Annotated in this window: 2 protein-coding genes; both read right to left on the bottom strand. The window is 47.1% G+C overall.

Annotated elements, in window-relative coordinates:
• On the bottom strand, positions 1 to 6,223 hold a 6,223-nt coding region (locus K0625_RS24150; RefSeq protein WP_220111906.1), incomplete at its 3' end, for an Ig-like domain-containing protein.
• Positions 6,224 to 6,599: 376 nt separating this feature from the next.
• Entirely contained in the window at positions 6,600 to 14,771 is an 8,172-nt protein-coding gene (locus K0625_RS24805; protein ID WP_220111905.1) for a VCBS domain-containing protein, read from the bottom strand.
• Positions 14,772 to 14,960: the final 189 nt, after the last annotated feature.

The following is a 14,960-nucleotide window of genomic DNA, read 5'->3' as shown; positions in this document are numbered from 1 at the left end:
CTTGCGTGCCTTCACCGAGTGTCACGGTGATGTTGATTTGCCCATCAAGCTCAGCGCTGTTGATGAAGCCATCCTCATTGGCATCTTCAGTGATGTCAACGGTTGGGCTAGCTGGTGCGCCAGTGCCTGTGCCGTAATCGAGTAGTGCATTGTCACTATCTGTTAAGACCATGCCATAAATATTCGTCAGACTAGCTGTAACTGTGATGCTAGTACCTGTGGCGGGTGCATCCATACCGAGCTGGAGACCGTTGTCGAGCATCTCTTGAGTCACAGTACCGTTGAACAGTTCGTTACCCGCTTGATCGGTAACGACTAGATTCTCACCGACGTTGGTGCCTGCATCGAGGGTGACGGTGATGTTGATTTGGCCGTCAAGCTCAGTGCTGTTGATGTAGCCGTCATCATTGACATCCTCGGTGATTTCAACCGTCGGTGCGACAGGCGGCGTGATTTCCCAGTTATAATCTAAAGTGGCAGAATCGTTAGCGACTGCTGTGTTACCTGAAGTGTCTGTTACAGTGGCTGTGACAATAATTTCAGTTCCCGTGACAGGTATATTCATCACAACAGCAAGGCCGTCGTCGAGCATGGCTTGGGTGACTACACCGCTGAACAGCTCATTACCGTCTTGGTCGGTGACCAATAAGGTGTCACCCACCTCGGTGCCTGCACCTAAGGTCACGCTAATATCAATTTGATCGATTAGTTCAAAGTCTGTGATGACACCATCGTTGTTGACATCTTCATCAATCACTACGGTTGGAGTCGCTGGGCCACCAGTGCCGGTGCCATAATCGAGTAGGGCATTGTCACTACCTGATGTGGTGTTACCTGCCGGATCGGTTATCGTGGCAGTAACGACTAAGTTAGTACCACTTGCAGGCGGATCGATAGTGACGGCCAAACCGTTGTCTATCATCTCTTGTGTCACTGGACCGCTGAAGATGACATTATTATCTTGGTCAGTGATGGTGACGGTATCACCCACTTCGGTACCTTCACCTAAGGTGACGGTGGCATCTATTTGTCCATCAAGCTCGGCATCGTTGATATAGCCATCGTCGTTGGCATCTTCAGTGAGCTCAACTGTCGGCGCTGCTGGTGCGCCACTACCTGTGCCATAATCCAGTGTGGTTGAATCTGAGCCAGTTGCACTATTTCCTGCTGCGTCAGTTATTGTTGCTGTGACTACCAGATCAGTGCCTGTTGCTGGGGCGTCCATGGTAACCGGCACGCCGTTGGTGAGCATATCCTGGGTCACCGTACCGATGAAGATGACGTTGCCATCTTGGTCTGTGACGACCAAAGTGTCGCCCACTGAGGTGCCTGAGCCTAAAGTGACACTGATGTCTATTTGACCATCAAGCTCGGCATCGTTAATAAAGCCATCATCATTGCTATCCTCAACAATCTCAACCAGAGGTGCAGCGGGTGCGCCAGTACCTGTACCGTAATCGAGGGTCGCGGCATCACTGCCTTGTGCGCTGTTGCCTGCAGGATCGGTAATCGTAGCGGTGACAACTAGATCTGTGCCTGTTGCTGGAGCGTCAATAGCGAGATCTAGGCCGTCGTCGATCATCTCTTGAGTCACTGGACCACTGAAGATAACGTTATTATCTTGGTCGGTGACTGTGATGGTGTCGCCGACAACAGTGCCTTCGCCTAAAGTGACCGTGCCATTGATTTGACCTTCAAGCTCTGAATCGTTGATGTAACCATCATTATTGCTGTCTTCTGTTAATTCTACAGTTGGTGCCGCTGGTGCGCCTGTGCCAGAGCCGTAATCAAGCAGCGCATTATCAGAACCAGATGCTTGGGTTCCTAAAGTGTCAGTGACTGTAGCTGTGATGACTAGGTTGGTGCCGGTCGCCGGTGGATCCATGGCTAAATCAAGGCCATTATCGAGCATCTCTTGGGTGACGGTGCCGTTGAACAGTTCGTTGCCGTCTTGGTCGGTGACCACTAAAGTATCGCCCACAAGCGTATTTGTGCCTAGCTCAATGGTGATGTTGATTTGACCTTCAAGCTCTGCATCATTAATAAACCCATCACCATTGGTGTCTTCTACAATGGTCACATTTGGTGCAGCAGGTACGGTGACACTGTCATCGTAATCCATGGTCGCACTGTCATTGCCAGTGGCAGTGTTCCCTGCAGGGTCTGTGATAGTGGCGCTGATAACTAAATCTGTGCCATTGGCTGGTGCATCGATGGCGATGTCGATGCCGTTATCGAGCATGTCTTGGGTGACGGGACCTGTGTAAAGTACATCGCCAGTTTGGTCTGTGACTGTGATGGTATCGCCGACTTGTGTGCCTGTACCTAGATCTACGGTAATGTTGATTTGGCCATCAAGCTCTGCATCTGTGATAGTGCCATCACCGTTGGTGTCTTCAGTGATATTTACAATTGGTGCTTCTGGGGCACCAGCACCGTTACCGTAATCTAAGGTGGCAGAGTCTGAACCTGTGGCAGTGTTGCCAGATGGATCGGTAACCGTGGCGGTGACCACAAGATCTGTTCCAGTTGCAGGAGTATCTATTACAACAGTTTGTCCATTATCGAGCATATCTTGAGTAACAGTGTCACTGAAGATAATGTTTCCGTCTTGATCGGTCACAACTAAAGTGTCACCGACTTGAGTGCCGCTATCGAGATCAATTGTGATATTAAGCTGGCCATCGACTTCAGCGTCATTAATGTAACCATCGTTATTAACGTCTTCCTCAATGGTTACATTTGGTCCGTTAGGTGCGCCTTCAGTGCCATAATCTAAGGTAGCGCTACCGCTGCCACTTGCCGTGTTGCCTGCGGGATCAGTAATATCTGCGGTGATAACGAGATCTGTTCCAGATGCAGGCGGATCTATCGCTAATGTTAGACCGTTATCGATCATCTCTTGAGTTACAGGGCCATCAAACAGAGTATTGCCAGCTTGATCTGTGATGACTAAAGTGTCGCCAACTTCGGTGCCTTCGCCTAATTCAACGGTGATATCGATTTGACCATCAAGCTCAGCGTCATTGATCACGCCATCTTCGTTAGCGTCTTCATTGATAGTGACTGTTGGGCTTACTGGAGCCCCCGCGCCTGTACCATAATCGAGCGTTGCTGCATCTGAGCCTGTTGCTGTATTACCAGCAGGGTCGGTGACAGTGGCGGTAACGACTATGTCTGTACCTGTTACTGGGACATCCATGACAATGGCTTGGCCATTATCAAGCATCTCCTGAGTGACGGTGCCGTTAAATAGTTCATTACCATCTTGGTCGGTGATCACTAAGGTATCACCGACGACAGTGCCAGTTCCTAGCTCGACAGTGATGTTGATCTGACCATCAAGTTCCGTATCACTAATGTAACCGTCGCCATTGGTATCTTCATCGATGGTGACACTTGGGCCCGCAGGGGCACCAGTTCCTACACCGTAATCTAGGGTTGCACTGTCACTGCCAGTCGCTATATTGCCTGATGGATCTGTGACCGTAGCAGTGATCACTAAATCTGTGCCTGTGGCAGGTGGATCGATGGCGAGATTTAGGCCGTTGTCGATCATTCCTTGAGTGACTGGTCCATCGAAGATAACGTTGCCATCTTGGTCTGTGACAGTGAAAGTATCGCCCAGTTCAGTGCCTTCACCAAGGGTAATAGAGATATCCACTTGGCCATTTAACTCAGGATCATTCAGATATCCATCATTATTGGTATCTTCAGTGATCTCAACTACTGGCGTACCTATGGTGATATCAATTGTACCTGTATCTGTAGATGTTCCTGTATTTCCAGCAGGATCGGTCACGGTTGCAACAACTGTGATTGGACCTTCAGTGACAGGGTCGGTGACATCGACCGTATAAGTACCATCAGGATCTACTGTGGTCGTGACGGTTTGCTCTGTTCCACTACTATCTGTGACGACAACGGTAATTGTGCTACCAGGCTCTGCGTCAGTGGTACCTGTTATGGTGGGTGTCGTATCATTTGTGGTATCGGGTAGATCGACGGTAATGATTGGATCTGTAGTATCTATTTCACCGGTATCTGTTGCTGTTCCGGTATTACCAGCGGGATCTGTGACTGTAGCGACAACAGTAATAGGCCCTTCAGCTGTAGGGTCGATAACATCAACAGTGTAGGTGCCGTCAGGCTCTACAGTTGTAGTGATTGTCTGCTCAGTACCTGTGCTGTCTGTGACAACGACAGTAATGGTACTGCCTGGCTCCGCATCTGTGGTACCAGTAATGGTCGGTGTTGTATCGTTAGTTGCATCTGGCACATCAACTGTGATCGTTGGTTCTGTGGTGTCGATATCACCAGTGTCTGTGGTGGTGCCTGTATTACCAGCGGGATCTGTGACAGTTGCTACAACAGTGATTGGCCCCTCAGTGACAGGATCGGTGACATCGACCGTGTAGGTACCGTCTGGGTCCACTGTGGTAGTAACAGTTTGCTCAGTACCTGTGCTGTCTGTGATAACGACTGTAATGGTACTGCCAGGTTCGGCATCTGTAGTACCAGTAATGGTTGGTGTTGTGTCGTTTGTAGTATCGGGCACATCAACTGTAATTGTTGGTGGTGTGGTATCGATATCACCAGTGTCGGTTGCTGTGCCTGTATTTCCTGAAGGATCTGTGACAGTAGCAACGACAGTAATAGGACCTTCAGCAGTTGGTGTGGTGACATCAACAGTGTAAGTGCCGTCTGGATTTACTGTCGTCGTGACAGTTTGCTCTGTACCAGTGCTATCGGTGATCACAACTGTGATGGTACTGCCAGGTTCGGCATCTGTGGTACCAGTAATGGTCGGTGTTGTGTCGTTGGTGGTATCTGGAACATCAACCGTGATGGTTGGTGGTGTTGTATCCACGCCACCTGTATCAGTTGCTGTGCCTGTATTACCTGCTGGATCTGTGACAGTAGCGACAACAGTAATAGGTCCTTCAGCGACAGGGTCGGTGACATCAACAGTGAAGGTGCCATCTGGGTTAACTGTTGTTGTGACAGTTTGCTCAGTGCCTGTACTGTCTGTGATCACAACTGTAATAGTGCTGCCTGGCTCGGCATCTGTAGTACCAGTAATGGTCGGCGTTGTGTCATTTGTTGTGTCTGGAGCATCAACCGTGATGGTTGGCGCTATGGTATCTACTGTTGCTGTATCAGTACCCTCTGGTGATGTATTGCCAGCCGAATCTGTAACGGTTGCTACAACAGTGATTGTTTCTCCTTCTGCAGGAGCGGGTAAGTTAACGTTTATTGAACCAATAAAAATATCGTCAGCAGTAAGAACAATCTCAATACCATTGACAATTAAAACGTCACCAACCATAGCACCTGTGCCTTCAAGGCTGATGGTGACATTGATTTCATTACTATCATTAAGCTCATCATTACTGATTAAACCATCATTATTTGCATCGGTATTGATGGTGACCTGAGGAGCGCCATCGGCAACTGGAGTGACTTCTATGTTAAGTGTTGCAGTTGCACCTGTATTGGTTGTATAGGTGATAACAGGGACGGTGCCGTTCCAGTTTTCATTTGGTGTAAAGGTATAGCTACCATCTTGGTTGATAACTAAAGTGCCGCCTTCAAGCTCAACTGTTGTACCTGCTCCATAGGTCGTTCCATTGACTTCGAAACTGAGCACGGCAAGTTCATCATCTACATCTGAGTCATTATCTAATACGTTGCCAGTGGCTACTCCATCTTCATCGATAGTGATGAAATCATTGGCTAGGTTTGATTGGTTTTCACTCAGAGGTTCATTTAGGGTATCAGTAACTAAAAATTCATCTTGAGGAGCAGAGTCGGTATTGAATCCAGTAGCGGCTATTGTTTCACTCGCTGTTCTGTCTAAAGAAACAAAATCGGAACCACCTTGATTACCTAAGGTGCCGCCAGCAGCTGTATCTGGTAGTTCAGTGGTCGGATCATCTCCATCTATGATTGCATCTTGGATTGTTTGAATCTCTCGAGCATCGGCAACACTAGTCGCTGTTACCCCCTCTTCGACTGTTCGATCTGTCGATTCGAGGTTCGAAAAATAAGTACCATCAGAGTAGGCAATTTCAATATCGGCATTGTCTTCAATAATCAGCGTCGCACCAGCCAATAGCTGCTCACCTTTAGAAACACTTTCTAATGTATTCTCAAGTTGAAGTTTAATATCCCCTTTTACAAGAAGAACTGTTCCAGGCTGTGTTGTTACTAAAGTTTTCATTCAATACTCCGAGAATATAGCCTTGACTCTACTGCTTTTGTGAAAAACAAATTGCACCAGATGTTACTGATTCGATGATAAAACAAGAGGCAAATGTTACCCGCAACACCCACTCAAGTCAATTTATTGACGCTGCATGTGCTGAACTAGTCTTAAAATTAAGATCTAAATGCCAATTTAAACTAACCTGTTAGTGTATACAACTAATTATAGGCTCAGCGTTATTCTTGTGTTTGTTTTGTGGGAACTTGTTTGTTGCGGGTGTGATGCCTAGGTGTGAAGGCCTCTTGCCGAGAGATTTAGGTAAGAGGCATAAAAGGATAAATACAAAAATACTTATAGAGACAGTGTGTTATTTCCTTTGTAAATTATTAGGTTAAATAACATCGACGACTAAAGCTTTGTCATCTAAAAGACCTGCAATAATCGTTGCGTAATCATTATTATCATAGTCGCCATCTAGGATTACGCCATATTCTGTGAATAAATTTACTCCTTCTAAAGTTATTGTCATAACATCACCACCTAGGGCCGATCCGTTAGTATCTAACGTGATAATAGTATCGCCAGCTGCAAAATTAAATGAGAGGAAATCTTCGAGATTACCTGTTTGTTCGTTCACGAGTAAATCTGAAATATCTAGCTTATCTTCATGAAAAAAATCGAAATTTTTAACCGTGTCATGAGCGTTATCCTCTGAAGCCGCTCCCCAGATAAGTATATCAATGTCATTATCTTGACCGACATCGAGGGTGTCATTGCCTTTACCACCTATAATAGTGTCGCTACCAACACCTCCGATGAGCTGATCATCTCCTCCTTGACCAAGCAATATGTCATTACCTTCGCCTCCAATTAGTGTATCGCCACTATCATCGCTACGTGAGATATCAAATTCACTGGCGTTCTGGGACACATATTGGTGTACATCGCTGGTAGTAATATCACTGATATTTAGCAAGGTATTATTGGCTACGTACTCTCTTAGGGCTTCATACCCTTGACCACTAATGCCTGCAAACTCAACGAGATCACCAAATAAAATGTCATCCCCGCCTCCTGCATTTACGGTGTCACTACCTGGGAGTAGATTTGTCGCAAGAATGCTGTCAGCTAAATCATTGACGTCAACGTTATTGAGAATATTGCCATCTGTATCGAAATTGACTAGTACATTAGTATCAATATCACCACCTAGGCCGATAGCTTGAACTGTTGATAGCGTATTTAGCAATGCAAATGCATTTAGTGCATTTTGATAGTAGTTGCCTGGGTGTCCATTATCGGTAGTGGGTTGTCCATCGGTAATAAAGTAGGTGATGTTGTTACCGTCGTTCGTCGCAGGTACTCCATTTTGAAACCAATCATACGCAGTCGAAAATGCATCGTAGTAATTTGTAGCCCCACCACTTGTCATGGTTGCGAGTGCGTTGCTTAGTAATTGCAACGCATTTGGATCTGTAAGGTTGATTGAGATGAGTTGGCTAGCGGCGGTATCGAAGTCGACCAATAGTGTATTTATGACTCCTGAATTGTTTTGTACTGCGTAGGTGATCAGTTGTGAGTAAACAGCCAGTAGTTGTTGCTCAGCAGTATTAACTGCTGTTGATCCCATGCTACCAGAGGTATCAATAATGAAGGCTATGTTGTAATTCTGCCCTGGAATAATTCCTGTCGTGTCACCTATGACTAGATCTTGAGTGTCACCAGTAATATTTAGGCTATCATCCCCAGGGTTTAGTGTCTGATGAGCAAAAACCAATATCTCTACATCGGCAGTATCAGTGTCGCCATTACCGTCATTGATAGTATAGGAGAAACCGTTAGAGAGATTGGCGTTCCCATTGTGAGTAAAGATGTAACTACCGTCGGCCTTAATCGACAGCATACCTCCAGAAACAGCGATGTGTGCATTGCCATTATTATCAAAGACAAGCGCATCTCCATTAATATGAGTAACAGTTAATGTGTCTCCGTCTGCATCTCTGTCTCTTCCGTTTCCTGTATCGTCCTCGATGATATTGCCACTAACACTACTACCTTGATCAACGTTGTAGATGTTGTTTAATGCGTTTGGAACGTAGTTTTCTGGGATTAGCGTGACGATAAAGTGACCGTTATTGGTATCGGTAAAGATGACTGCATCACCATCGTTATCCGTTGCGGCATAGGCGAACTCAATGTCGATAGGTTGATCTGTGATTATTCCTGTTGAAGCGAGCCCTATGATCTGGAAAGCCTCTCCACTGACATAAGCAATATCGACAGAGCTGATAGATAAGCCGCTTGGTGCTAACTCTTCAATGATTAATGTGCCGTTAATGGTGGTATTGACGACTTTGGTTGTGTTGTCTGAGTAAGTGACAATATATTGTATTACCGTTGTTCCCGTGTGATTTCCATTATTCCCAGTCCCTAGGCTAATAGAGGTTAGCCCAGTTCCATCAGTACCATAATCAATTGTTATTACCTCACCAGTTCCGATTGAGGCTTGAGGTCCTACTCCAAGACCTGAGCTATTAGAGTTCAGGTTTGAAGCTCCACCATTTACTGAACCTGTTATTGTTGCGATAGGGTTGGCTGCTTGATTATCTTGGGCGTATATACTGCCGTCTGAGTCAATATAGTAGATAGGATTGTTACCAGCAGGTGAGTTGGCCAGATCAAAATCGATAAGTGATTCGACGTCTATCTGCTGCAGTAGGGTTAACTTGTAATCATAGTGACCATTTGCATCAAGAATGGCTTGAAGGGTAAATACCTCTACGCCGTTAGCTGTGGCGGTTAAGGTATCTCCATTCATGGTATATATCAGTTCAAAGCCATTTGAATGTAGCCCTGGGGTGATAACGTCAAAACTAATATCACCAAAACCATCGGCGCCAGGATCGAAAAGATCGCCTGTAACAAATTGATTCACTATTTGAGTGAGGTTGGGGTTAGCCATTTCATCAACTTCATCAAGAGGAGCATCGTCCTCTATCGTCACTGTCAGTACTGTCGCTGTATCTCCGCTACCATCATTAATCGTGACGCCGAAATCAAGGGAGATGATATCCTCAGTGTCATTAGTGGGATGATCCAGTGGCGCGAACAAGCTAACGGTATAATCAAGGCTGAAATTGATACCACTGTTAGTCACTGCTCCCAAAGTAATGGTCATGACGACACCTGAGCTCGTCGAACCTGTGAGAGTTTGAGTGCCAGCTGACCATGTCCAATTGACTGCCTCCCCACCTGAGGTTAAACCGCTAGGGCCGGTTAAGTTGAGAGTAAATAGCTCACTGTCGAGATCGGTAAAACTCAAGGTTCCACTATTGACTGTTGCATTTGTGGTATCGCTTGGATCGCCTATATTATCAATAATGCCGTTATTGAGCCCCTCTTCTGACAATATTATTGGGCTAATACTAACCACTTCTGCTAGATCTTTTGCACCGTGTATCGTGATGGTGACTAGCTCTGAATCTGAGCCGCCATTACCATCATCGACAGTGACGAGAAAACTTAACGTGATAGTCTCGTTCACATCTAGAAACTGCACCAATGAGTTGTTGATGGAGTAGTCCCAGCTATTACCATCGCTAGTAAAGCCTGCCACTAAATCATCAATCTGTCCTTGTGTTAAAGTGCCATCACTCCAAGTTACGGTACCGGAAAGAGCATGGCTGACAGTGTGGGTATCGTTAACATCAATATCGAAGATACTTAAGTTACCGCTATCGGTAAGTTGTAAATTCACGACGTTAAGATCTTCGGTGACACTGCCGCTGGTATCCACGGTCAGCACGGGCTCATCATTGGTGCCATTGATGGTGAGGCTGACCGTTTGCGTGTCGCTGCCACCATCATTGTCGCTGGCGGTGGCATCGAAACTCAGGGTGATGGTTTCGCCAAGGGCGAGAAACTGCACCAATGAGTTAAGGATACTGTAGTCCCAGCTGTCGCTATCGACACTAAAGCCATCGATAAGACTTTGGATCTCAAGGGCGCTGAGCTCATCACTTAAGGTGCCATGACTCCAGCTGATATCACTGTTGTACACTTCGCTGGTGCTGTGGATGTTATTGACATCCACATCGGTGAAGCTGAGCGCGCCCGTGTCGGTGAGGTTAGGGCTGCTGTCATCTTCGGTGACGCTACCGCTGGTATTCACGGTCAGCACGGGCTCATCATTGGTGCCGTTGATGGTGAGGCTGACGGTTTGCGTGTCGCTGCCACCATTATTGTCGCTGACGGTGACATCGAAACTCAGGGTGATGGTTTCGCCAGCTGCGAGAAACTGCACCAATGAGTTAAGGATACTGTAGTCCCAGCTGTCGTTATCGACACTAAAGCCATCGATAAGGCTCTGGATCTCAAGGGCGCTGAGCTCATCGCTTAAGGTGCCATGACTCCAACTGATATCACTGTTGTACACTTCGCTGGTGCTGTGGATGTTATTGACATCCACATCGGTGAAGCTGAGCGCGCCAGTGTCGGTGAGGTTAGGGCTGCTGTCATCTTCGGTGATGCTACCGCTGGTATCGACGGTGAGTACGGGAGCATCATTGGTGCCGTTAATGGTGAGGCTGACGGTTTGCGTGTCGCTGCCACCATCATTGTCGCTGACGGTGACATCGAAACTCAGGGTGATGGTTTCGCCAAGGGCGAGAAACTGCACCAATGAGTTAAGGATACTGTAGTCCCAGCTGTCGCTATCGACACTAAAACCATCGATAAGGGTTTGGATCTCAAGGGCACTGAGCTCATCACTTAAGGTGCCATGACTCCAGCTGATATCACTGTTGTACACTTCGCTGGTGCTGTGGATGTTATTGACATCCACATCGGTGAAGCTGAGTGCGCCCGTGTCGGTGAGGTTAGGGCTGCTGTCATCTTCGGTGACGCTACCGCTGGTATCCACGGTCAGCACGGGCTCATCATTGGTGCCGTTGATGGTGAGGCTGACGGTTTGCGTGTCGCTGCCACCATCATTGTCGCTGACAGTGACATCGAAACTCAGGGTAATGGTTTCACCAGCTGCGAGAAACTGCACCAATGAGTTAAGGATACTGTAGTCCCAGCTGTCGCTATCGACACTAAAGCCATCGATAAGGCTCTGGATCTCAAGGGTGCTGAGCTCATCACTTAAGGTGCCATGACTCCAACTGATATCACTGTTGTACACTTCGCTGGTGCTGTGGGTATTATTGACATCCACATCGGTGAAGCTGAGCGCGCCCGTGTCGGTGAGGTTAGGGCTGCTGTCATCTTCGGTGACACTGCCGCTAACATCGACGGTGAGGACGGGGTTATCATTGGTGCCGTTGATGGTGAGGCTGACGGTTTGCGTGTCACTGCCACCATCATTATCGCTGACGGTGACATCAAAACTTAGGGTAATGGTTTCACCAGCTGCGAGAAACTGCACCAATGAGTTAAGGATACTGTAGTCCCAGCTGTCGCTATCGACACTAAAGCCATCGATAAGGCTCTGGATCTCAAGGGCGCTGAGCTCATCACTTAAGGTACCATGACTCCAGCTGATATCACTGTTGTACACTTCGCTGGTGCTGTGGATGTTATTGACATCCACATCGGTGAAGCTGAGTGCGCCCGTGTCGGTGAGGTTAGGGCTGCTGTCATCTTCGGTGACACTGCCGCTAACATCGACGGTGAGGACGGGCTCATCATTGGTGCCGTTAATGGTGAGGCTGGCGGTTTGCGTGTCGCTGCCACCATCATTGTCGCTGACGGTGACATCGAAACTCAGGGTGATGGTTTCGCCAAGGGCGAGAAACTGCACCAATGAGTTAAGGATACTGTAGTCCCAGCTGTCGCTATCGACACTAAAGCCATTGATAAGGGTTTGGATCTCAAGGGCGCTGAGCTCATCACTTAGGAGTCCGTGACTCCAGCTGATATCGCTGTTGTACACTTCGCTGGTGCTGTGGATGTTATTGACATCCACATCGGTGAAGCTGAGCGCGCCCGTGTCGGTGAGGTTAGGGCTGCTGTCATCTTCGGTGACACTGCCGCTAACATCGACGGTCAGCACGGGAGCATCATTGGTGCCGTTAATAGTGAGGCTGACGGTTTGCGTGTCGCTGCCACCATCATTGTCGCTGAGGGTGACGTCGAAACTCAGGGTGATGGTTTCACCAAGGGCGAGAAACTGCACTAATGAGTTAAGGATACTGTAGTCCCAGCTGCCGCTATCGACAGTGAAACCATCGATAAGACTTTGGATCTCAAGGGCGCTGAGCTCATCGCTTAGAAGTCCGTGACTCCAGCTGATATCACTGTTGTACACTTCACTGGTGCTGTGAGTGTTATTGACATCCACATCGGTGAAGCTGAGCGCACCCGTGTCGGTGAGGTTAGGGCTGCTGTCATCTTCGGTGACACTGCCGCTGGTATCGACGGTCAGCACGGGCTCATCATTGGTGCCGTTGATGGTGAGGCTGACGGTTTGCGTGTCGCTGCCACCATCATTGTCGCTGACAGTGACATCGAAACTCAGGGTGATGGTTTCGCCAGCTGCGAGAAACTGCACCAATGAGTTAAGGATACTGTAGTCCCAGCTGTCGCTATCGACACTAAAGCCATCGATAAGGCTCTGGATCTCAAGGGCGCTGAGCTCATCGCTTAAGGTGCCATGACTCCAGCTGATATCGCTGTTGTACACTTCGCTGGTGCTGTGGGTGTTATTGACATCCACATCGGTGAAGCTTAAATTGCCACTGTCACTTAACAGTAAATTAACGGCATTGAGATCTTCGATGACGTTTCCAGTGGTATCGACTGTAAGCATGGGGTTATCGTTGGTGCCATTGATGGTAATGGTGACCAGTTCGGTATCACTTCCACCACGATTATCTGTAACTGTGATATTAAAGCTTAAAGTAATGGTTTCACCAAGGGCTAGAAACTGTACCAAAGAGTTTGGAATGTTATAGCTCCAGCCACTATTATCAACATTAAAACCATCGATTAGGCTCGCTATCTCCGCAGTCGATAGTTGGTTTTCTAACACTCCTCCATTCCAGTTAATATCACTGTTGTATATCTCTGTTAATGTATGAGTATCAGTAGCATTACCGTCGGTGTAGCTTAAGGTGCCGCTATCACTCAGCATTGGGTTGCTGGTGTCTTCGGTAACGCTACCTAAGGGAGTCACAATGAGGAGTGGCTCATCATTGGTGCCATAAATTGTGATATTGACCGTTTCAGTGTCATAGGCCCCATTATTGTCAGTGACAGTGACGTTGAAGCTTAAAGTGATGGTTTCGTCTTCTGCTAAGAACTGAACTAATGTGTTGAGTATGGTGTAGTCCCAGCCATTAGTGTCGACACTAAAGCCATCGATCAAGCTAGTTATCTGAGTCGCTGATAGTTGATCGGATATTAGGCCGCCACTCCAGCTGATATTGTTTAAGTAGGACTCACTGATGGTATGGATATCGCCAGTATCAACATCAGAAAAACTGAGTACTCCAGTGTCGTTTAAGTTGGGAGTTGTGGCGTTTCTGGTGACACCGCCGCTATCATCAAGATTCAGTATTGGTAAGTCGTTAGTTCCTGTGACTAAGACTGTGACCTCTTGAGTCGCAATCGCTCCGAACTCATCGATAACTGTGACTAGAAAAACCTCTTCATGTTGCTCGCCAGAGGCTAAGCTATCTACCAAATTGTTATCGTTTAATAGGTAAGTCCAGGAGCCTGTATTGGGATCGATTGAAAAGTTTCCATAAGTGCCTGCCGCATTTCCACTCCAAGTTAATATTGCACCTTGATCCACATCGTGAGCGGTTAAGATGCCACTGACTTGTAATATTCCTGGCTCAGGATTATTCCCGCCATCTTGAACACCCGCTTCGAGTACATCTCCGAATGCGTCTTCAGTGGTGGAGGTGATTACAGGGGAATCATTGGTTCCATTAACCGTTATGGTAACTGTATGGGTATCACTTTCACCAAACTCATCGGTGACAGTTACAATAAAGCTCTCTTCGACTAACTGACCTTCAATAAGGCTATCGGCTAAGCCATTATCTAAGGTATAGACCCATTCTCCGGTTGTGGCATCGATTGTAAAATAACCAAAGGCGCCAGATGCATTACCGCTCCAGCTCAATGAGGCTTGGTTATCAATATCTGTGGCTTCTAGTGTGCCTGTGGCTGTTGATACGCCTGCAACGGGAGTGCCGTCATCTAAATTTCCTGCTTCAATAGTGGTTCCTGTGTCGTAGCCATCTCTGTTTCTGTCATCAGGGGGAGTGATAATGGGGGCGTCATTTGTGCCTGTTATATTGATAGATAGCGTAAGCTCTACACTGTCCCCATCACTATCAGTTAGTTGGTAGGTAAAAATATCTGTGATTATCTCCCCAACAGTAAGAGATTGAACTGTTTCCAATTCGGTTGATAGTTGATAGGTGTAGTTACCATCTGCTGATATTGTGAGAGTGCCGAAACTACCGGATATCACTGCTGATTGAGATACAGGGTTGGACTCTCCTGTTGAATTTGATATTTGAGTAATATTTGCAGAATCAGCCCCCAAGGTGTCGTTATTAAGTACATTACCTGCAACGAGTGACGCATCTTCATCGAGCTCTTCTAGATCGTTAATAAGATGGTACGCCCCAACCTAGTGTTAAACTCCAGTTTGTCTGGTTAACAAAGAAGAGGTGGTCATCATGTCTAACTTTCGCGTTATAGGGATTGATTTAGGTAAAAGCACATTTCATCT

It is taken from the genome of Shewanella nanhaiensis (genome assembly GCF_019457885.1).
Lineage (GTDB): Bacteria > Pseudomonadota > Gammaproteobacteria > Enterobacterales > Shewanellaceae > Shewanella > Shewanella nanhaiensis.
Note: the sequence above shows the minus strand (reverse complement) of the source record. Positions and strands in the feature narration are given on the sequence as shown.